General features: G+C 65.9%; 16 protein-coding genes. 5 read left to right on the top strand and 11 right to left on the bottom strand.

Features of this window, described 5'->3' with window-relative positions; translation table 11 throughout:
* Positions 1 to 1,047 carry an iron-siderophore ABC transporter substrate-binding protein gene (locus tag RIT73_RS13545; protein ID WP_309132613.1) on the bottom strand — a complete coding sequence of 349 codons (1,047 nt, stop codon included), beginning with the start codon at positions 1,045 to 1,047 and terminating at the stop codon, positions 1 to 3.
* 88 nt (positions 1,048 to 1,135) lie between these two features.
* On the bottom strand, positions 1,136 to 2,026 hold the full coding sequence (locus RIT73_RS13540) for an ABC transporter ATP-binding protein (protein ID WP_375295013.1): 891 nt from the start codon (positions 2,024 to 2,026) through the stop codon (positions 1,136 to 1,138).
* Positions 2,027 to 2,205: 179 nt separating this feature from the next.
* On the opposite strand from RIT73_RS13540, the gene RIT73_RS13535 reads away from it, so the two are divergent.
* Together RIT73_RS13535 and RIT73_RS13530 are read left to right on the top strand one after the other, a co-directional pair.
* Positions 2,206 to 3,339: a metallophosphoesterase gene (locus tag RIT73_RS13535; protein ID WP_309132612.1), complete on the top strand. Its 1,134-nt coding sequence runs from the start codon at positions 2,206 to 2,208 to the stop codon at positions 3,337 to 3,339.
* Positions 3,336 to 5,945, top strand: coding sequence for an AAA family ATPase (locus tag RIT73_RS13530; protein ID WP_309132611.1), 2,610 nt, complete (start codon positions 3,336 to 3,338; stop codon positions 5,943 to 5,945). The genes RIT73_RS13535 and RIT73_RS13530 overlap by 4 nt, the downstream gene beginning before the upstream one ends.
* A gap of 3 nt (positions 5,946 to 5,948) precedes the next feature.
* On the opposite strand, the gene RIT73_RS13525 is transcribed toward RIT73_RS13530, so the two are convergent.
* Genes RIT73_RS13525 through RIT73_RS13510 form a run of 4 tightly spaced genes read right to left on the bottom strand, consistent with a single transcriptional unit; the run spans position 5,949 to position 10,810 of the window.
* On the bottom strand, positions 5,949 to 7,661 hold the full coding sequence (locus RIT73_RS13525; RefSeq protein ID WP_309132610.1) for an AMP-binding protein: 1,713 nt from the start codon (positions 7,659 to 7,661) through the stop codon (positions 5,949 to 5,951).
* Between the two features lie 36 nt (positions 7,662 to 7,697).
* Complete coding sequence (locus RIT73_RS13520; protein WP_309132609.1) at positions 7,698 to 8,903, bottom strand: acyl-CoA dehydrogenase family protein; 1,206 nt, start codon at positions 8,901 to 8,903, stop codon at positions 7,698 to 7,700.
* Positions 8,904 to 8,936: 33 nt separating this feature from the next.
* Positions 8,937 to 9,791, bottom strand: coding sequence for an SDR family NAD(P)-dependent oxidoreductase (locus tag RIT73_RS13515; protein ID WP_309132608.1), 855 nt, complete (start codon positions 9,789 to 9,791; stop codon positions 8,937 to 8,939).
* Positions 9,788 to 10,810 carry a phosphotransferase family protein gene (locus tag RIT73_RS13510; RefSeq protein ID WP_309132607.1) on the bottom strand — a complete coding sequence of 341 codons (1,023 nt, stop codon included), beginning with the start codon at positions 10,808 to 10,810 and terminating at the stop codon, positions 9,788 to 9,790. Before RIT73_RS13510 ends, RIT73_RS13515 begins: the two co-directional genes overlap by 4 nt.
* Before the next feature lie 119 nt (positions 10,811 to 10,929).
* Between RIT73_RS13510 and RIT73_RS13505 the strand changes: the two genes are divergently transcribed.
* Positions 10,930 to 11,901, top strand: coding sequence for an NADPH:quinone oxidoreductase family protein (locus tag RIT73_RS13505; RefSeq protein WP_309132606.1), 972 nt, complete (start codon positions 10,930 to 10,932; stop codon positions 11,899 to 11,901).
* Positions 11,902 to 11,907: 6 nt separating this feature from the next.
* Here the strand turns inward: RIT73_RS13505 and RIT73_RS13500 are convergent, their stop codons facing one another.
* On the bottom strand, positions 11,908 to 13,524 hold the full coding sequence (locus tag RIT73_RS13500; RefSeq protein WP_309132605.1) for an NERD domain-containing protein: 1,617 nt from the start codon (positions 13,522 to 13,524) through the stop codon (positions 11,908 to 11,910).
* A gap of 78 nt (positions 13,525 to 13,602) precedes the next feature.
* On the opposite strand from RIT73_RS13500, the gene RIT73_RS13495 reads away from it, so the two are divergent.
* Complete coding sequence (locus tag RIT73_RS13495) at positions 13,603 to 14,604, top strand: NADP-dependent oxidoreductase (RefSeq protein WP_309132604.1); 1,002 nt, start codon at positions 13,603 to 13,605, stop codon at positions 14,602 to 14,604.
* A gap of 5 nt (positions 14,605 to 14,609) precedes the next feature.
* The gene (gene denD / locus RIT73_RS13490) at positions 14,610 to 15,572 is read left to right on the top strand and encodes a D-erythronate dehydrogenase (RefSeq protein WP_309132603.1); all 963 of its coding nucleotides are present in this window, start codon (positions 14,610 to 14,612) and stop codon (positions 15,570 to 15,572) included.
* A 35-nt stretch (positions 15,573 to 15,607) separates the two neighbouring features.
* On the opposite strand, the gene RIT73_RS13485 is transcribed toward denD, so the two are convergent.
* From RIT73_RS13485 to RIT73_RS13470, 4 genes are all read right to left on the bottom strand, one after another.
* Entirely contained in the window at positions 15,608 to 17,116 is a 1,509-nt protein-coding gene (locus RIT73_RS13485) for a tripartite tricarboxylate transporter permease (protein WP_309132602.1), read from the bottom strand.
* Between the two features lie 10 nt (positions 17,117 to 17,126).
* Entirely contained in the window at positions 17,127 to 17,741 is a 615-nt protein-coding gene (locus RIT73_RS13480; protein WP_309132601.1) for a tripartite tricarboxylate transporter TctB family protein, read from the bottom strand.
* Positions 17,731 to 18,798: a 4-hydroxythreonine-4-phosphate dehydrogenase PdxA gene (locus tag RIT73_RS13475; protein ID WP_309132600.1), complete on the bottom strand. Its 1,068-nt coding sequence runs from the start codon at positions 18,796 to 18,798 to the stop codon at positions 17,731 to 17,733. The genes RIT73_RS13480 and RIT73_RS13475 overlap by 11 nt, the downstream gene beginning before the upstream one ends.
* A 96-nt stretch (positions 18,799 to 18,894) precedes the next feature.
* Entirely contained in the window at positions 18,895 to 19,872 is a 978-nt protein-coding gene (locus tag RIT73_RS13470) for a tripartite tricarboxylate transporter substrate binding protein (protein WP_309132599.1), read from the bottom strand.
* Between the last annotated feature and the right edge of the window lie 11 nt (positions 19,873 to 19,883).

Here is a 19,883-nt window from a genome sequence, read left to right as displayed (position 1 = left end):
TTACTTGGTCAGTGCGTCGACATAGGCGTCAAGGGCCTGCTCGGAGGACTTCGGTCCGCCGAAGGTCCAGATCCCTTCCGGGAACGCATGGGTGCGGTCCTCCTTCACGGCAGGGATGTTGGCCCAGATGTCGTTCTTCTTCAGCAGTTCGACGTAGTTCTCCGACTCCGGGTCCTCGGTGCCCGTGTAGAAGAGCATGCCGTTGCCGACCTCGGCGAGACCCTCGATGTCGGTCTGCCCGAGACCATAGGCCGGGTCGACCTCGCCGGTCCAGGCGTTCTTCAGGCCCAGCGACTCGCCGAGCTCGCCCATGAGCGATCCCTGACCGAAGGGGCGCAGAGCGACGTTGGCGCCGTCGACGTAACCGTCGAAGTAGACGAACTCCTTGTTGGGGAGGTCGGCGGCGGAGACCTCCTTCTTCGATTCGGCGAGCTTGGCGTCAAAGCCCTTGAGTACGCTCTCGGCACGTTCGGTGCGCCCAGTGGCCTCACCGATCAGGGAGAAGGCGTCCTTCATGTACTTGATCGGGTCCTCGGCGTTCGCACCCTGGAGCGCGAGCACCGGCACACCCTGATCCTCGATCTGCTTGACGACCTTGTCGTTGCGCGAGGCCACCTCGGCGATGACGAGGTCCGGGTCCGCGGCGAGGATCGACTCGACGTTGGGCTCCTGGCGGGTGCCGACGTCGGCGACGCCTTCGGGCAGCTTCTCCGCGCTCACCCACGTGCTGTAGCCCTTGGCGTCGGCAACGGCGGAGGGGCTGACGCACAGGGAGAGCAGGTCCTCGGTGAACTGCCATTCCAGGGACACGACCTTGGCGGCCGGCTTGTCGAGTTCGACCTTCTCACCGAGGTCGTCGGTGACGGTGACCGGCTCGGTCGACGTCTTCGTCGAATCGTTCTCGCAGGATTCCGAGGCGGCGGCGGTGGCGTCTCCGGCGGGCTTCTCGGTGGAAGTGGTGCCGCAGCCGGCAAGCGTCAGGGCGCAGACGGCCGTCGCCGAGGCGACGGTGAGCAGAGAGGTGCGTGGCAGAGTCTTCAGTGACATGAGCTTCTTTCCTATTGGCAATTGGGCAGGAGGGAGGAACGGGTATGACGTGCTGTGATTGCTGTCGTGCGCTCGGTTGCGCGGACTCTCAGACCGCTGTGGCGACCTGCAGCCGGGACCCCGACGAGGCCGCGCGTTGTCGGCGCCGGGGCACGGCTTCGATGCGGACCAGTCCCGTGGCCTCATCCACGCGGCTCGTGATGGGCAGACCGTACACCTCGGAGAGATCGCTCGAGGTGAAGACCTCCTCACAGCTTCCGGCGGATCTCACCCGGCCGTTGCTGAGGAGGACGACGTGGTCGGCCACGGACGCGGCATGGTTGAGATCGTGGAGGACGACGCCGACGGCGGTCCCGTGCTCATCGGCGAGATCGCGCATGAGGTCGAGGATCTCGACCTGGTAGCGCAAGTCGAGATGGTTGGTCGGTTCGTCGAGGAGCAGGATGCCGGTGTCCTGGGCCAGGCAGGTGGCGAGCCAGACGCGCTGGAGCTCACCGCCGGAGAGCTGGTCGACGGACCGCTCTGCCATCGCAGCGGTCCCGGTCAGTCTCAGGGCCTTGTCGATCGCGGCCCGGTCGGCCTCGGTCAGCGAGGCGAAGCGGCGGCGGTGCGGGTGACGGCCGTAGGCGACGACTTCACGGACGCTGACACCGGAGGGATGCGGCCGGGACTGGGAGAGCAGAGTGACGGCGCGGGCGAATTCGCGCGCTGTCAGGGTGTGCGAGGACGTTTCGGAACCGTCGGCACTCAGGTGCACGGTACCCGAGGCGATCGGATGCAGCCGTGCCAGGGAGCGCAGGACCGTCGACTTGCCGCTGCCGTTGGGACCGATGAGGGCGGTGACCTGACCGGGAGCGATCGTCAGGGACACGTCGCCGACGACAGGGGTGCCGTCATAGCCCAGCGACAGGCCGACCGCACGCAGAGCGGTGGCCGTTCGGGACTCTGTTCCGGTCGGAACTGTTCGAAACGCATTCACGAAACATAGCCTAACCTAAGTCAGCGCGTCCTCGCTTGACAATCTTCCGCCAGATCTCTACTTCGGGTGAAGTTTCGGCAACCGCCTCGTCCGGCATGACCTGCGTCACGGCTCATGTCAGGGCCTGTCCGTAGGGTGGGAACCGCTACGTAGGATGGGTGCGAGCCAAGGAGGAGACCATGAGGTTCATCGCCACCGCGGACTGGCAGCTGGGCATGACGGCCCACTATCTCAGTGCCGAAGCACGTCCCCGATTCCACCGGGCCCGCCTCGACGCGGTCAGGCGGATCGGCGAGCTCGCGAGCGAGCACGGAGCAGAGTTCGTCGTCGTCTGCGGCGATGTGTTCGAGTCCAACCAGCTCGACCGGGCGATCATCTCCCGGACCTTCGAGGTGCTCAGCTCGTTCACCGTGCCCGTCGTGCTTCTGCCCGGCAACCATGACCCGCTCGACGCGGCGTCGATCTACGATTCCCCGGTGTTCGTCTCCCGCAGACCCGAGCACGTCCACGTCCTCCGTGATTCCACTCCCACCGAGGTGGTTCCCGGCACCGAGATCGTCGGCGCTCCGTGGTTCTCCAAACGTCCCCAGGGGGACCTCGTCGCCGAGGCGACCGGGGACCTCGCCGAAGTGCCGGCCGGAACCGTGCGCATCATCGCCGGGCACGGGGCGGTGAGCACCCTCAATCCCGACCGGGACTCGCTGGCGACGATCGACGTCGACCACCTGCGCAGGGTGCTCGGTGAGGGCCGGGCGCAGTTCGCCGTCCTCGGCGACCGGCATGCAACCTATCGGGTTGACGAGCGGATCTGGTACCCGGGGTCCCCGGAGGTGACCTCCCGCCGGGAGGACGATCCCGGCAATGTCCTCCTCGTCGACGTCGACGCCGAGACCCATGCCTGCTCTGTGGAGAAGCTGCAGGTGGGACAGTGGTCGTACCGAGTCCTCGATGCGGACCTCAACTCGATCGAGGACGTCGGCCGCTTCGAACAGCGGCTGGCCGAGCTGCCCGACAAGGACCGGACTGCGGTCTGGCTCATCCTCAGGGGAACCCTGTCGACGGCAGCGAAGACCAGGCTCGACGAGGTGATCGACCATGCCCAGGACCTCTTCGCCCTCGTCTCCCTGTGGGAGAGGCACACGGACATCGCCGTCATCGCCGCCGACGAGGACTTCGCCGGACTGGGCCTGAGCGGCTTCACCCAGCAGGCGCTCGACGACCTCTCTTCAATGGCCGTGGGCGAGGACGGGACCGCCCGGGCCGCCCAGGATGCGCTGGGACTGCTCTACCGATTTGCCAGGAGCGGATCATGAGACTCCATTCCATCAGGCTGCAGAACTATCGCGGCATCACCGATGCAACCGTCGAATTCTCCTCCGGTGTGACGGTGATCGAGGGCCCGAATGAGATCGGCAAGTCCTCGATCGCGCAGGCGATCAAGCACCTGCGAGAGGACAAATCATCCTCGAAGAAGCAGGGCATCAAAGATATCCAACCGGTCGGTTCCGACGTGGGGCCCGAGGTGGAGCTACACCTGACGACCGGCGCGTACGAGCTCAAGTACCGCAAGCGCTGGCTGCGGCAGCACACCACCGAACTGGGGATTCTGCGTCCGAGCCCGGAGCAGTTGGCCGGGGATGAAGCCCATGATCGGTTCCTGTCGATCCTCGCCGAGACGGTCGACGTCGACCTGCTCGTCGCTCTTGACGTGGCGCAGGGTGAGAGTCTCGAGCAGGCGTCGCTGGCCCAGATCAAGGCCCTGCACAATGCGCTCAGCGAATCCGGCGCCGAGGTGGGCGACCACGACGAGTTCCTCGAGCGGATCGAGGCGGAGCACTCGAAGTACTTCACGAAGTCGGGGAAGCCCACCGGTGAATACCGCGAGGCGATCGAAGCTCTGCCCGAGGCCGAGGCTGAGCACCAGGAAATGGTCGACCGCAGCCGGGGCATGGACGATCTGGTCGAGAACCATGCGCGTGCCCTCGCCGGCTTGGGGTCGGTGCGCGCTCAGCTCGCGGAGGCGACTGCAGACCTGGAGGAGGCAGAGAAGGCGGAAGCTGCTGTGGCCGAACTCAAGGACATGTTCGACACGGCCGCCGCTCGAGCGGCTGCCGTCGAGCGGGACCTGCAGATAGCGCGCGATGCCCTGGCCAGGCGCGAGAAGCTCGCCTCGGACTTCAAGGAGAGCGAGAACAGCCTGCTCCTCGCTCGTGAGGCCCTGACTTCCGTGGAACCTGACCTGACCAGGTACGAGGCGGAGTTCGCCGCCGCTCAGGATGAGCTCGAGGCGGCACAGCAACGACTCGACGAGTCACGTGAGGAGGAGAAACGCGCAGGCCGGCGGGTGGCTCGAGCCCGAGCGCGAGCCCAGAGGACGGTGCTCCGAGACCGTCTCGACGAGATCCGGATTCATGACGAGAAACGGGCCCAGGCGCAGGCGACGATCGGATCGATCGCTGTCACCGGGACCGATGTGGACCATCTGCGAGCCCTCGAGACGGATCTGCGCATCGCCGAGAACGCGAGGACATCCGCAGCAGCTCAGGTGTCGGTCGTCCGTCTGGGGGAGCGCGCCGTGCTCGTCGACGGAGCAGAGATCGGCACGGGCGCAGGCACTGACTTCGCCGTGACCAAGGATGTCCGGATCGGCGTCGACGGGATCCTCGATGTCACCGTCCGGCCGGGTGTGTCACCACGAGAGCTCGATGCTGCTGTGGAGAAGGCGCGGGCCGCCCTCGACGCCGAGCTTGACCGCCTCGACGTCGACTCTCTTGCGCAGGCGCGTGAGCGTGCACAGGAGCGTGCGGACGCGGAGGCGAAGCTGTCCGAGACCGATGCGACGCTCAAGGTGCTGCTCGGCAAGGACAGGCGACACGATCTCGAAGCCGCCCTCGCGAAGGCCGAACAGCTCCTGGGTGACGGTCCGGCCGCCCCCGAGTCGGACACAGTCGACGTCGAAGAGTTGGAGGCGGCCCAATCTTCTGCTGCGCAGAGATCGGAGGAGCTGCAGTCTGCGGTTGAAAGCCTCCGGACCCACATCGAACAGAAGCGGTCGGTACGCGACCGCGCTCGCGTCGACCTGGTGCGGGCACAGACCACCGAGCAGGAAGCAGCGACCCAGTTCGAGCGTCTGCAGGCAGCAGTGGCCGAAGCCCGCCGAGCCGAATCGGACGAGGTGCTGTCAGCTGCGGTCGAGATGCTGGTGTCGCGATCGGAGAGCGTAGGGGAGGAACTCGCCGAGGCGCGCGCCGCATATGAAGCGGCTGATCCGGAGTCGCTTGCGATGCAGTTGGAGAACGCCCGCCAGCTGGTCGTTCGCAGAGAGCGACAGCGCGAAGAGGACCGGCAGAGGGTTGACCAGTTGGCGGCGCTCATCGACGATCGCGCCAGCGAAGGCATCTACGAGAAACGCGCGGCCGCTGAGCAGCAGCTCGAGCACGCGCGATCGACCTTGGTTCGCCTGGAGCGGCAGGCGACGGCGATCGACCTGTTGCGGACGACTGTGCTCACCCGGAAGAACGAGGCGCAGCGGAAGTATGTGGCGCCGTTCCGCGAGCAGATCGAACGGTTGGGGAGGCTGGTGTTCGGTCCGGGCTTCAGCGTCGAGGTGTCGGAGGACCTGGAGATCGTCTCCCGCACTCTCAACGACCGGACGGTGCCCTTCGAATCACTCTCGGGTGGAACGAAGGAGCAGCTCTCCCTCATCGGACGCCTCGCGGTGGCCACTTTGGTCGACGCCGACACCGGTGCACCGGTGATCGTCGACGACGGATGCGGCTTCGCCGACCAGGAGAGGCTCAAGGCCCTGGGCGTCATCCTCAACGAAGTCGGCCGCAGCGCCCAGGTCATCCTGCTCACCTGCCAGCCCGAACGCTTCGCCGGCATCGGCGGCGCGATGAGCGTGAGCCTGGGGCGGTGAGGGTTACCGCGCCGCCCTTGCAGCCTCGAGCGCATCGGCGCGGATGGTGCGACGGAGGATCTTGCCCGAGCTCGTCTTCGGCAGTTCGTCGATGACCTTGACCAAGTGGGGTGTCTTGTAGGAGGCCAGACGCTGGCGGCAGTGGTCGACGATCTCCTCCGGGGTCACCTCGGCGCCAGGCTGCAGGGTGACGAATGCGCTCACGTCCTCACCTCGGTACTCGTCGGGGATGCCGACGACGGCCGCCTCCTGGATCGCCGGGTGAGTGTAGAGGACGTCTTCGACCTCGCGGGGCCAGACCTTGAACCCGGAGGCATTGATCATGTCCTTCTTCCGGTCGACGATGAACAGCCACCCGCCCTCGTTCATGTACCCGACGTCGCCGGTGCGCAGCTCACCATCCGGGATCTGCTCCTGGGTCGCCTGCCGGTTGTTGATGTACTCGCTGACGACCTGGGGGCCTGAGATCGCGACCTCCCCGATCTCGTTCGGTCCCACCGGTTCGCCGTGGTCATTGAGGATTCTGACCATGGTGTCCGGCTGGGGGAGTCCGCAGGAGAGATTGCCGCTCTCCGGATCAACAGGGGCCCGGAGGCCATGCGGCACGGTGACCGCCTGCGCACATGTCTCCGTCAGTCCATAGCCTTGTCCGACGTAGACGCCGACCTTGTCTTCGAACTTGTCGACCAGACCCTCCGGCAGAGGCGCACCTCCCGACATGAGCTTCTTGAAGGAGGCGACATGGTCCTGGCGGAAGTCGGGGTGGGCCATCATCGCCGTATAGACCGTGGCCGGACCGACCATGTACGTCGGCTTCTCCCGGGCGCTCAGGTCGAGGAGAGATCCGGGCTCGAATCGGCAGTTGAGGATCAGACGTGCCCCTCCGGCGACTGCGGCGAGGAACTGGCAGACGAAACCCGTGATGTGGAACAGCGGAGCGAGCGAGACGAATCCATCTCCGGGCTCGAAGTCAGGTCCACGCGTGACATAGCGGGAGTTGCTCGACAGAGCCGAATGAGCGGCCGCTGCACCCTTGGCCTTTCCGGAGGTTCCCGATGTGTAGGCGATCAGGGCGATGTCGTCGACGGAGGGACTGGCCGGCGCGAAGTCCTTGTCCAGGTGTTCTTCGATGACAGCCTGGAAGTCGGGAAGCACCGTCGCCGAGGCAGCTTCGACGGGTCCGCTGACGCCTGGTTCTCCTGGGAGCTGGTCGAACATCGAGAAGATCGCGTCCGGACCGTCGATCTGGAAGCTGCGGTCATCGCTGAGGACGACGACCGGCAGGTCAGCGGCATAGGGAGCTGCGCGGCTGAAGAACGCGGCCTTCGAAACGACGAGCCCCTTCACCGCGGAGTCGGAGAAGATATGCCGAAGCTCGTCCCGATACATGGGGTTGAGGGGGACGACGACCCCGCCGGCCTTCCAGATCCCGTAGGTCGCGAGGACGAAGGCCGGCGTGTTCTGGTCGTAGATGCCGATCTTGTCGCCTGGGTCGATGCCCTGGGATTCGAGGTACGAGGCAAACGCGGTCGAGTACCGGTCGAACTCCGCCCAGGTGAGGTGGTAGCCGTAGTAGGTGATCGCCTCCTCATCGCCGTAGGCGTCGACGGTCGCGGCCAGATCGGCCAAGGGTGTCGAGGAGTCCAGAGTGTACGGTTTCGGGGCGATGTCACCCCATGTGCTCAACCAGGGGCGGGTGTCGAACCAACTGCTCATTGCTCAATCCTCTTTCCGGAAGGACGACAGGGACGGTCAGGAGAGATGCTTCTTGATCTCATTGCGGGCGATGGACCGCTTGTGCACCTCATCCGGTCCGTCAGCCAGCCGCAGCGTGCGCATATGGGCCCAGAGCCGGGCCAGGGGAAAGTCCTCGGTGACTCCGGCAGCGCCATGGACCTGCACCGCGCGGTCGAGGACCTTCAGTGCCATCGTCGGAGCGACGACCTTGATCTCTGCGATCTGGTTCTTCGCGACCTTGTTTCCGTGCTTGTCCATCATGTCTGCGGCATGCAGGGTCAGCAGCCGGGCCTGATCGATCTCGATCCGGGCCTCGGCGATCCAATCCTGGATGTTCGCCCGCTCGGCCAGCGGTGTGCCGAAGGTGACGCGGGAGACGGCGCGCTTGACCATGAGCTCCAGGGCGCGTTCGGCCACCCCGATCGCCCGCATGCAGTGGTGGATGCGGCCCGGTCCCAGTCGGGCCTGGCTGATTGCGAACCCTTCGCCCTCGCCCTTGAGTACGTCCTTGAATGGGACACGGACGTCCTCGAAGGTGATCTCGGCGTGGCCTTCACGGTCGTGGTAGCCGTAGACGGGCAGATTGCGCACAACGGTGATACCGGGAGCGTCGATCGGCACGACGAGCATCGATTGCTGCCGGTGCTTGGGCGCGGTCGGATCGGTCTTGCCCATGACGATGAGGACCCGGCAGTTGGGGTGCATTCCGTTGGAGGCGAACCATTTGCGGCCGTTGAGCACATAGCCGTCGTCGGTGCGCTCCATGCGCATCTGGATGTTCGTCGCATCCGAACTCGCGACATCCGGCTCCGTCATTGCGAATGCCGAAGCCATCGTCCCCGCGAGGAGAGGTCGGAGGTATTTCTCCTTGTGTTCGTCCGTGCCGTAGAGGGTGAGCACTTCCATGTTCCCGGTGTCGGGGGCATTGCAGTTGATCGCTTCGGGCGCGAGGTCCGGGCTGCGTCCGGTGATCTCCGCGAGAGGGGCGTACTCGAGGTTCGTCAGTCCCGGTCCCCACTCAGGATGCGGGTGGAAGAGATTCCACAGGCCCTGCCTCTTTGCTTCGGACTTGAGGTCCTCGAGGATCTGCGGCTGCACGTGCGGGGAGCCGGCCTCGGCCATCTGCGCCGCGTAGATCGGTTCGGCGGGGTAGACGAATTCGTCCATGAATGTCGTCAGACGCTCCTGGTAGTCGAGCGAGCGTTCAGTCGTCTCCAGCATGGGTCTCCTCGTTGGGTCTCGTGGGCTGTGGCGTCATAGCTCGGTGTCACTGCTGGTCAGAGTGCGCTGGTAGCGGCTCATGCCGTTGAGCCATCGCTCGTAGTCGGAGGCCTTCATCCGGTACATGTCGAGCACTTCGGGGTGGGGGAGGATGAGGAACTCATCGGCCTCGACGGCGCCGAGGGCGACCTCGGCGACCTTGGCCGGTTCGAGCACGCGCCCCGCCGAGGTGACTGCCCGTTGTGCAGCCGACCTTCCATCCGATGGTGGGTGGTGGGGATCGCCGGTGGGAGTGACGGCAATGCTGCCGCCGTCGGTGTCGCCGATGCCGCGGAGCAGGTCCGTGTTCACTCCCATCGGACAGATCACCGAGGCGCGGATCCCGTCGTCGCGGTATGTGATGTCCAGCCATTCGGCGAAGCCGACCGCGGCGTGCTTGGTCACCGAGTACGCCGCCGACCCGATCTGGGTGAGCAGCCCCGCCGCCGAGGCGGTCGCCACGAAGTGCCCCTCTCCGGCGGCCTGCCAGTCGGGAATGAGCGCCTGGGCGGCGCGGATGTGAGCGCGCAGATTGACGTTGAGGATCCGGTCCCAGTCCCCGTCGCTGCTCCCGAGGCCGGGCGGCCCGGTGACGCCGGCGTTGGCGAAGTAGAGATCGACGCCGCCGAGGTCCGTCCGAGCGAAGTCGAGCAGGGAGGCGATCCCGTCGACGGAGGACACGTCGCCTGTCCAGCTGTGCTGATCGAGTGTCGATGCCGTGTGCTCGACCGCGGAGGAGACATCGGCGAGAACGACGCGAGCACCTCGGCGGGTGAGCTCGGCCGCGAGGGCCGCCCCGATTCCCTGCGCCGCGCCCGTGACGACAGCTGCCCGGCCGGCGACCTTCATGACTTCTCCAGCAGGTTCAGTGCCTGTCGGGCGAGGTCCTCGACTCCGGCCCCGGCGGCGACCGGATCCAGGTCGAGGTCGCCCATCGTCCCGGTGAGCAGGCGGGTGTAGACGCCTTCGCGGATGCAGGCGAGCTTCCACACGGCGAAGGCGGCGTAGTAGTTGACGTCGTGGACTTCGGTGCCAGTGCGGTCCTGATAGTGGTCGATGAGCTCCTCAACGGCGGGGAATCCGACTTCGGGCCCGGGCGTCCAGATGCTCGTGTACGTCTCTGGCACAGTGAGCATGGCGACGAAGTAGCCGAGGTCGGTGAGGACCTCTCCGACGGCGGTGAGCTCCCAGTCGACGACGGCGGTGACAGCGCCAGAGGGGGAGCAGATCATGTTGTTGGGCTTGTAATCGCCGTGCGCGAGACCCGTCGGGCTGCCGCCTGGGTCGGGCATCACCTCGACGAGGACGTCATGGACCGACCTGATGACCGGCAGGTCGCGAGTGGTGATGGCGTCGAACTGGCCGAGCCATCTGCGGAGCTGGCGTTCCACCAGTCCTCCGGGGCGGCGCAGATCACCGAGGCCCACCTCGTCGATGTCGACCTGATGGATCGCGGCCAGGGCATCGATCATGGCGAAGGCACACCTTGGGCCGTCGCCCGGAGCCAGTCGGGACCAGTCCTCAGGAGAGTCGATGACGAATCCGGGACAGTGCTCCATGAAGACGAACGGGACGTCCATCACCGCTGGATCGTCGACGATGTCGATGACGCGGGGGACGGGGACGACGCTGTCCCCGAGAGCCTGCATGATCCTGCCCTCACGGGCGACGTCATGCGCGTTGCCACCCGTGTGCCCCAGCGGCGGCCGGCGCAGCACCCACTGCGGCTGTCCGTCAACGCTGATCGTGTACGTGAGGTTGGAGCGGCCCACGGACATCGCCTCGACGCTGAACTCGGACACCCCGAAGTGTTCGCGCAGCCACGTTCCCAATGCGTTCGCGTCGATTCCCGCCGGCGCTGTGGTCAACCTCGACCTCCCGAGTGAACAGTCGTTCAGTTACAATCACAGTACCAAGGACTGCTGCCGAGTCAAGCCGAAATCGTGATGTGTGTCACCGACCGCCTGCCACAGTGAAGTGAGGAACGATGAAAGCCATCCATGTCACCCAGTTGACCGGTCCCGATGATGTCAAGCTCGCCGAGGTGGACCCTCCGGTTCCCGGCGATCGCGAAGTGCTCATCGAAGTCGCATACGCCGGGGTGACGTTCCCCGAGCTGCTGCAGACGCGAGGAATGTACCAGGTCAAGCATGACCTGCCGTTCGTCCTCGGATCCGAGGCCGCCGGCACGGTCGTCGACGCAGGGCCGGGTTCGCGCTTCTCCGTCGGGGACGGGGTGGCGGCGATCACCGGCAAGGGCACGTTCGCTCAGTACCTCGTCGCCCCCGACGCGCAGACCGTTCCGGTGCCGGGCGGAGTGGAGCTCAGGCACGCGGCGGGGATGCCGATGAACGTGCTCACCGCCGACTTCGCGCTGCGGCTGCGAGCGAAGGCTCAGCCGGGCCAGAGCGTTCTCATCCACGGCGCCGCCGGCGGTCTCGGGTCGGCAGCGGTGCAGCTCGGACTCGCAATGGGCCTCGACGTCGTCGGAGTCGTGTCAACGGGGGAGAAGGCCGAGATGGTGCGCTCGCTCGGCGCCCGCCATGTGGTTCTCGCCGAAGGGTTCAAGGACGCGGTCAAGGAGATCTTGCCGGATGGCGTCGACTTCGTCTTCGACCCCGTCGGCGGTGACCGGTTCACGGATTCGATCCGCAGCCTCGCAACCTACGGCCAACTCCTGGTGCTCGGCTTCACTCCCGGGCAGATCCCCGAGGTCAGGGTCAACCGGCTGCTGCTGAAGAACGCCTCCGTCGTCGGCGTCGCCTGGGGCGCGGCCACTCGCGACGATGACGCGTACATCGCCCGGCAGTGGGAGGCTGTGAGCGAGCACGTGGCTGCGGGCCGGCTCAACCCGCACATCCACGCCATGTACCCCTTCGCCGAGGCAGCTGCGGCCATCGGCGAACTCGACCGCAGGTCGGTGCTGGGGAAGGTGCTGCTCGAGGTCGCGGGGGAGTAGGTCTGATCATCCTGCGTGCACCGAGTCGAGCACCGTGGTGTCCCCGACGATGACGAGTTTCGTCGTCGCCCGTGACATTCCGACGTAGAGCATGTCCAGGGCGCGGTCAGGATCCCGGAATCCATTGATGCACAGCACGACGACGGGTCGCTCCAGGCCCTTGAAACCGAGGACATGACCGTAGAACACGTCCTCGGCGGCGAAGAACTGATCCCAATACGCCGACTGCCCTTCGGCTGCGACGATCTCGCGCTGCACGGGATGTCTGCTGCCGGTGGTGAGCAGTGCGATGTCGCCGGGATTCCAGCCGGCGTCCATGAGCGATTCCACCTGTTCATCCGCCTCGGCGAGGGAGTCGTCGGGATCGACCTCGATCCACTCGATCTCCTCACCCGGCCCATTCCGGGCGATCGGCGGCTCCAGAGCGAGATCGGCGAACCCGGCCACGATCTGCTCGGAGTTCCGCAGATTCTCATCGAGTTGGATCGGGTTCATCGTGATCGGCGACTCGCCTTGCCTGGCGAAGATCCTCTGCCTCTCATCGGTGAATACGTACAGCGTCCCTTCGACCTGATTGCGCAGGCACGACTGCACGGCCTCCCACCACAGGAGGCTGAAATCCTGGCCTTCGTCGATGACGATCGCATCGAAGAGCTCCCGCCGCGGACGCTCATCGGCAAGGTCTTTGAGCTTCTTGGGCAGATTCTGCTCCCAATACTCCGAATCGTCGTCGCTGCCTTCGGCCGCGCCCCACAGCACCGGCATATCGTGGAACAGACCGACGAATGCAGGCCGATCCTCCTCGGGCCACTGCGCGGTGAAGAGCTGCAGGAACCTGCCCAGACCACGTGAGTAGCACATCAGCGCCACCTTTGCGCCGGATTGGGTCAGCGCCCGAGCCTTCATCAATGCCAGATAGGTCTTTCCTGAGCCGGCACCGCCGCTGATCTCCGCCCGGTTCTGATGGCGCAGGATTCGGATGAGCTTCGTCTGTTCCTGAGTCAAAGCGTCGGCTCTGTTCTCAATGGTGACCGCGCGCAGGCGCACATTCTCCACGGCCCGGTTGGTGCGCCGCAGGTTCTTCAGGACATACTCGTGCGGGGCGGTGATGTCATGCCGGTCCGGATCGAAATCAAAGCGGAGCAGACTGCTGACGACCCCGGCGAGGGAGTCGAGCTGTGTCGCATCGGCCAGGTGCCGACGCGGGGCATCGGGCTGATCCCAGTCGCCCGGAAGCTGCGTGTAAGGCAGCACCGCGAGGTGGCTGATCGGGCCGGGCAATGCTGAGACTCGTGGCCGGAGATAGTCGATGAGAGTGTGTTTGGCGATCATCGCCTGCTCGACAGGAGAGACTCTGAGCCGGTTCCGGTGGCCTCTGCCGTCCTGCGTGATCCACGTGCCGTCCTCGACGCCGACGCGTCCGCCCTTGACTTCGATGACTGCGATCCCGACGCCCGGCCACAGCAGCAGGACGTCGATCTCCACGTCTTTGTCGTGACCGGTCAGACGCTGACTGTGGACCAGGGTGGCATCCTCGGGCAGCTGTTCGCACAGGGCCTTCCACACAACTGCCTCGGCGTCGGAGTGGGAGAAATCCGGCTGCTGCGGAATCTGCGTGACCATGACCTGAGATTAGCCCACAACGCGAACGAGGCACCCGAGACACTGGCGATCGATGCCGAAACCCGAAAGGATGGGCTCATGAGCGAAGCGAAGACGGCCACTGCCACCGAAGCCGCGACCGATTTGACCAACCACGAGCCGACAATGCGCGCGATCAGCCAGGACCACCTCGGCGGTCCCGAAGTCCTCCATGAGATCGAGCTGCCCGTCCCCAAACCCGCCCCCGGTCAGATCCTCGTTCGCATCCGCGCCGCCGGGGTGAACCCGACCGACTGGAAGCACCGCAGCGGGGCCGGGTTCCTGCCCGCCCCGCCGTTCGTCCTCGGCTGGGACGTCTGCGGCGTCGTTGAGAAGGTGGGCGTGGGAGTGACCCTGTTCAAGCCCGGCGACGAGGTCTTCGGCATGCTCCCCTATCCCTACGGAGTCGGATCTCACGCGGAATTCGTCGTCGGTCCGACCAGGGCCTTCGCGTCGAAGCCGAAGAACATCGACGACGTCGAGGCCGGAGCCCTCCCGCTCGTGTCGCTGACTGCTTGGCAGGCCCTCGTCGACACCGCCGAGGTGGGCCAGGGCGACCGGGTCCTCATCCATGCCGCGGCCGGTGGAGTCGGGCATGTCGCGGTGCAGATCGCCAAGGCCCGCGGTGCCCATGTCATCGGCACGGCGAGCGCGCCGAAGCACGACTTCGTGCGGGAGCTCGGCGCCGATGAGGTGATCGACTACCGGGAGACGGATGTCGCCGAGGCGGTCAAGGACGTCGACATCGTCCTCGACACCCTCGGTGGCGACAACCAGCTGAAGTCGCTCGAGTCGCTGCGGACCGGAGGAGTGCTGGTCTCGACCCTGCCATTCCCCAAGCGCGGCCTCTTCGCTGAGGCGGCCACGCGTGACATCCGTGTCGAACTCATCCTCGTCGAGGCCGATCACACCGGCATGCTCGCGATCAGGGAACTCGTCGAGACTGATCGGCTCCGCGCGAGAATCGACAAGACCTTCCCCCTGTCCCGGGCGGCTGAAGCGCACCGAGTGGGGGAGGCGGGCCACACCACGGGGAAGATCGTGCTGACCATGGAGGAGTGACCCCTATGAAGGTCGTCGTCACCGGGGGAGCTGGATTCCTCGGCAGCGCCCTGACCCGGCGTCTGCTCTCCGCCATGGACGACGGCAGCTTCGCGCTGCCCGTGGATCGCATCGAGTCGCTCGACCTGGCAGCGAGCCCGGTCGCCGATCACAGGGTGACGTCGACGGTCGGCGACATCGCGGACCGCGGGCTCCTTGAGCAGGTCATCACGAAGGACGCGGCGATCGTATTTCACCTCGCTGCCGTCCTCAGTGGTGGGTCCGAGGAGGACTTCGACCTCGCCCATCGAGTCAACATCACGGCCACCACCGAGCTTCTCGAGGCGGCACGTCTCGTGGGCACGGCCCCACGGTTCGTGTTCACCAGCTCCGTGGCCGTGTTCGGCGGCCTGCTGCCGGCCGTCGTGGCCGAATCCCACGCTCCCCAGCCGGAATCGACCTACGGGACGATGAAGGCGATCGGGGAGCTCCTCGTCAACGAGTACTCGCGCAAGGGGTACGTCGATGGCCTGACCTGCCGGTTGCCCACGATCTCCGTTCGTCCCGGCTCCCCGAACAGCGCCGTGTCCTCGTTCGCGAGCGGGATCGTCCGGGAGCCGCTCAACGGGAAGCCGTCCGTCTGCCCGGTCCCGCATGACACCCGGCTGTGGCTGTCCTCGCCGGACACCGTCGTCGACAATCTCCTCCATGCCGCAGCTGTCGATGCCGACCGGCTCGACGGTTGGAGGGTGGTGAATCTCCCGGGAATCTCCGTCACCGTCGCGGAGATGCTCGAATGCCTCGAGCGCATCGGCGGAACCCGGGCTCGTCGACTCGTCGTCGACGAGCCCGATGAGAACGTCACCCGCATCGTCCGCTCATTTCCGGGAGCCCTCGCCGTGGACAGGGCCTTGCACGCGGGATTCGTCCAGGACGGCTCCTTCGCCGAGGCGGTCGAGCGGTTCCGCGCTCACCATGTCAACCCGTGAAGTCCTGCTCACACACCTGAGCGCTGAGCCGGGAGTCAGGAATCGACCGCGACCTTCCCCTGCCTGCGCACTTTGAGATTGCGGATGACGGCGGCGACCAGGGGGTAGCCCATCGCAATGATCGCAGCCACGGTGAGGACGGCCGAGATCGGCTGCTGGAACATGATGAGCAGACTTCCCTCACCCAAAGCTGACGTCTGCACGAGGTACTTCTCCAACAGCGGACCGAGCACGAGGCCGAGGACGAACGGGGCGGCCGGGAAGTCGAAGCGCTTCATGAAGTAGCCCAGGAGGCCGGAGAAGAACACGACCCACAGCGTGAATGAGTTGTTGCCCAAGGCGAACGCCCCGACGAGGCTGGTGAACAGGACGATCGGATAGAGGTAGGGGTAGGGGATCCGGAGGATCTGGGCGAAGACCGGAGCCAGCGGAAGATTGAGCGCGAGCAGGATGAGGTTGCCGAAGAAGAAGCTGACGAGCAGACCCCACACGAGATCCGGTTCCTGCGAGAACAGCAGCGGTCCGGGTTGCAGACCGAAGATGATGAACGCACCGAGAAGGACGGCGGTGGTGCCGCTGCCGGGGATTCCCAAGGCCAGCGTCGGGATGAAACTGGCATTCGCAGCGGCATTGTTGGCCGCCTCGGGGGAGGCCACTCCCTCCGGAGCGCCCTTGCCGAGGAGCTTCCTGTACTTGCTCACCTGTTTCTCCACGCCGTAGGCGAGGAACGTGGCGAGAGTGGCACCAGCGCCCGGCAGCACTCCGACGGCGAACCCGAGGCCGGTGCCCCGCGATGCGGCCGGAAGCGAACGGGCCAGTTCTTCCTTCGTGACGATGAGGTCCTTGAAACCGGCACGGATCGGCTTTTCTCCACCTCGGCGGATCTGATGGAGCACCTCGCCGACGGCGAATATGCCGATCATGATCGCGACGAAGTCGATCCCGCTGAGCAGGTTGACGCTGCCGAAGGTGAATCGAGCGGTGGAGAACCCGGAGGCGACACCGACCATCGAGACGAGCAGGCCCGCGGCGGCCATAGTGATGCCGCGCAGGATGTTCTCCCCGGCGAAGGACACGATCGTCGCCATGCCGAGCAGGATGATCGCGAGGTTCTCCGCCGGACCGAAGTTGAGGGCGAACCGGGCGATCGGTCCAGCCAGGGCGATGAGTCCGATGAGGGAGATGATGGCGGCGAAGAACGAGGCGAGGGCTGAGATCGCCAGGGCGGCCCCGGCTCGTCCCTTCCGTGCCATCTGATAGCCGTCGAGGGTGAGCACCACGCTCGAGGAGTCGCCGGGAGTGGAGATGAGGATCGAGCTGATGGACGAGCCGTACTGGGAGCCGTAGTAGATGCCCGCCAGCATGATGAGTGCGGTGACGGGTTCGAAGGCCAGGGTGACGGGAAGCAGGATCGCCACACCCGTCGTCGATCCCAATCCGGGCAGCAGTCCGATCACGGTCCCGAGAAGCACGCCGACGAAGCACCAGAGGAGATTCTCCGGCGACACCGCGGTTTCGAAACCGAGCAGAAGATTGTCAATCATTTCAGACCCTTCAGATCAATCCGAGGATGCCCGTGGGCAGGGGGATCGAGAGGACGAGGACGAAGACGGTGTACACGAACGCGGCCGCCCCCAGGGTGATGAGCGCCGAAACCCACCAGATGCGCTTCTCGATGACGACGAGGACGTAGAGGACAGCTAGTGACAGCGCGATGATCAGGCCGGTGACGGGCACCAGGGCGAGTGCGACTCCGAAAGTGAGGAAGATGTGGAACGGTGCGCGATTGCGTTGCTTCTCCGTGCGCCCGAAGGTGTCGAGTCCGCTCGTCTCCGCGCTCTCCTCGCTCGCATTCGCATGAAGTCCGACCGACTCCGCGGCGGTGGCCTCGATATTCCCCACAGTGCGCATGATCCGACCGTCCGTGGTCCCGGTGCGGGCGAGGAAGAGCCTCGCGATCTCGGCCAGGGAGGCGAGGAGGACGAATCCACCGGTGACCACGGGCAGGAAGCCGGGCCCGACCTGACCGTTCTCGACCGTCATCCCGTAACCGAAGCCGGCAACCATGGCGGCGAGCCCGATGATCGCGAGGACCGTGGTGCCGATGACGTCGGAGAGCTCGGGCCTGTTCCTCGGCGGGATGGTCTCCTCGATCACCTCAGGACTCATGGCTGCCACCTCCGGGGCTGCCTGCTCCCGCGCTCGCGGTGGCGGGGAGGCCGGTATGCGTCTTCGCTTCGGTTGCCGCGGCGTGCCCCCGTGCGCTCCGGCGATGCGCGGCCATGCTGGCGGCCAGGTCGAAGGCGTGCTGGGAGGGGCCGAGATCGGCTCGCCCCGTGCCGACGATCTCGTGCGCCGTGCCATGGGCGGGTGTGGCGATCGGGATGGGAAGCCCACCATGGACAGTGACTCCCTGATCGAAACCGAGCAGTTTCATCGCGATCTGTCCCTGGTCGTGATACATCGTCACGACCCCGTCGTAGTCGCCGCCCATCGCGCGGCCGAAGAGAGTGTCGCAGGGAAAGGGGCCTTCGACGTCGATCCCGCGGGCCTGCGCCAATTCGACGGCCGGGGCGATGTCCTCGATCTCCTCGCGACCGAACTTGCCGCCTTCGCCTCCGTGCGGGTTCAGGGCGCAGACCGCGATCCGGGGAGACGCGGTCCGCGTCTCCCGAAGCACCTCGTCGAGGAGGGTGATGGTGTCGAGCACGCGGGAGGCTCTGATGCCGTGCGCGATCTGCGAGACCGGCACATGCGAGGTGACTCGTGCGGTGACGAGGGAGGAGATGAAATTGAGCTCCGAGGTGAAGCCTTCATGGCCGAGTCGCTTGGCGAACCACCGCAGCTCGTCCTCCTCGTTCATTCCCGCCCGCCCCAGCGCTGCCTTGTTGAGGGGAAGGAAGAGCACTCCGTCGGCCTCGCCGCCGGCGCAGAGATCGAGGGCGGTGCCGAGATCCGTGAGTGCACGCTTCCCGGCTTCCTCGCTCACGACGCCGACGGGAATCGATTCTCCTGCCCACTGCGTGCCCAGGCACGCGACCTCGGCGGGAACGTCGACAGAGTTCTCCGCGCTCAGCCTGCGCACCTCATCGGGAGTCGCTGTCACGAGAAGATCGGCACGAGCGCGGTTGGCGGAATCGGCGAGCAGTCTGACCATGAGTTCTGGTCCGATGCCCGAGAAGTCTCCGGGGACCACAACCAATCGGGGTCGGATGTCTGTCGTCATTGCGATGGTTCTCCAGTGTCGAGGGGCACGTCCGCGGCCCGAGCAGGGATGCCGTGACCGCGGACGTGCGGTGGGTCGGGTGACGAGGATCGTCGGCTACTTGCCGACTGCCTCCCTGAGGTCTTTGTCGTTCTGATCGAGGTAGGTGGCGAACTCGTCACCGTAGGCCGTGTTCGGCTGCATCATGTTGTCCTCGATGTACTGCGAGTAGGCGTCGGTCTCGGCGAATTCCTTGGCCTTGTCGATCCAGTACTGCTTCGCGTCCTCCGGGATGTCGCCGGGGGCGATGACACCGCGGAACTGCGCGAACGCCACATCGATTCCCTGTTCCTTGGCGGTCGGGATGTCTTTGAGCGCCGGGTAGGAGTAGCGCTCCTCGGCGGCGGCGCACAGGGGTTTGAGGTCGCCGGACTCGAGCTGACCGGAGACCTCGCCGGGATTGACCGAGATCGCCTCAACCTGCCCGCCCATGACTGCGGAGATCACTTCGGCGCCCGATTCGAAGGGCACCCGGTCGAACTTGGACTGGGTGGCCTTCTCCATCAGCGTGAAGGTGATGTTGTCGAGTCCTGTGGCGCCGGAGATGGCGACGACGGTGCGCTCCTTCTTGCCCTTCTCCGTGAGGTCCTCACAGGTGTTGAGCGGCGAGTCCGATTTCGCGACGATGAGGGTGTAGTCGTCCCCGAGTTTCATGATCGGGGTGAAGCTCTTGTGGGTGAACTCGACATCCTGGGTCGCGGGGAGGGCGAGCATTGCGGTCTCCGTGGCCAAGAGGTAGTTCGGGTCACCGTTGCGGCCGAGGAACTCCGAGTAGCCGACCGCACCGGAGCCGCCGTCGATGTTCTGGACGGTGATCGTGGTGTCGGTGACCTGCTCGAGCCCCGACGCGGTGGCACGCCCGGCGATGTCGCTGCCGCCGCCGGCTGCGAACGGCACGATCATCGTGACTTTGTCGGGGGTGAAGCCCTCTTCCGAACCTGAACTCTCTGAGCCGCCGCCGCTGCAGCCGCTCAGCGCCAAGCCGAGTGCGCTCACTCCGGCGACCGAGGCCAGCAGTGCTTTCTGATGTTTCATCGCTATCTCCT

This window comes from Brevibacterium sp., assembly GCF_031179145.1.
Lineage (GTDB): Bacteria > Actinomycetota > Actinomycetes > Actinomycetales > Brevibacteriaceae > Brevibacterium.
This window is presented reverse-complemented; position numbering and strand designations above follow the sequence as displayed.

Coding starts and splice junctions, on each gene's coding strand:
- RIT73_RS13545 (WP_309132613.1), bottom strand. CDS start 1,047: ATGTCACTGAAGACTCTGCCACGCACCTCTCTGCTCACCGTCGCCTCG.
- RIT73_RS13535 (WP_309132612.1), top strand. CDS start 2,206: ATGAGGTTCATCGCCACCGCGGACTGGCAGCTGGGCATGACGGCCCAC.
- RIT73_RS13530 (WP_309132611.1), top strand. CDS start 3,336: ATGAGACTCCATTCCATCAGGCTGCAGAACTATCGCGGCATCACCGAT.
- RIT73_RS13525 (WP_309132610.1), bottom strand. CDS start 7,661: ATGAGCAGTTGGTTCGACACCCGCCCCTGGTTGAGCACATGGGGTGAC.
- RIT73_RS13520 (WP_309132609.1), bottom strand. CDS start 8,903: ATGCTGGAGACGACTGAACGCTCGCTCGACTACCAGGAGCGTCTGACG.
- RIT73_RS13515 (WP_309132608.1), bottom strand. CDS start 9,791: ATGAAGGTCGCCGGCCGGGCAGCTGTCGTCACGGGCGCGGCGCAGGGA.
- RIT73_RS13505 (WP_309132606.1), top strand. CDS start 10,930: ATGAAAGCCATCCATGTCACCCAGTTGACCGGTCCCGATGATGTCAAG.
- RIT73_RS13500 (WP_309132605.1), bottom strand. CDS start 13,524: ATGGTCACGCAGATTCCGCAGCAGCCGGATTTCTCCCACTCCGACGCC.
- RIT73_RS13495 (WP_309132604.1), top strand. CDS start 13,603: ATGAGCGAAGCGAAGACGGCCACTGCCACCGAAGCCGCGACCGATTTG.
- denD (WP_309132603.1), top strand. CDS start 14,610: ATGAAGGTCGTCGTCACCGGGGGAGCTGGATTCCTCGGCAGCGCCCTG.
- RIT73_RS13485 (WP_309132602.1), bottom strand. CDS start 17,116: ATGATTGACAATCTTCTGCTCGGTTTCGAAACCGCGGTGTCGCCGGAG.
- RIT73_RS13480 (WP_309132601.1), bottom strand. CDS start 17,741: ATGAGTCCTGAGGTGATCGAGGAGACCATCCCGCCGAGGAACAGGCCC.
- RIT73_RS13475 (WP_309132600.1), bottom strand. CDS start 18,798: ATGACGACAGACATCCGACCCCGATTGGTTGTGGTCCCCGGAGACTTC.
- RIT73_RS13470 (WP_309132599.1), bottom strand. CDS start 19,872: ATGAAACATCAGAAAGCACTGCTGGCCTCGGTCGCCGGAGTGAGCGCA.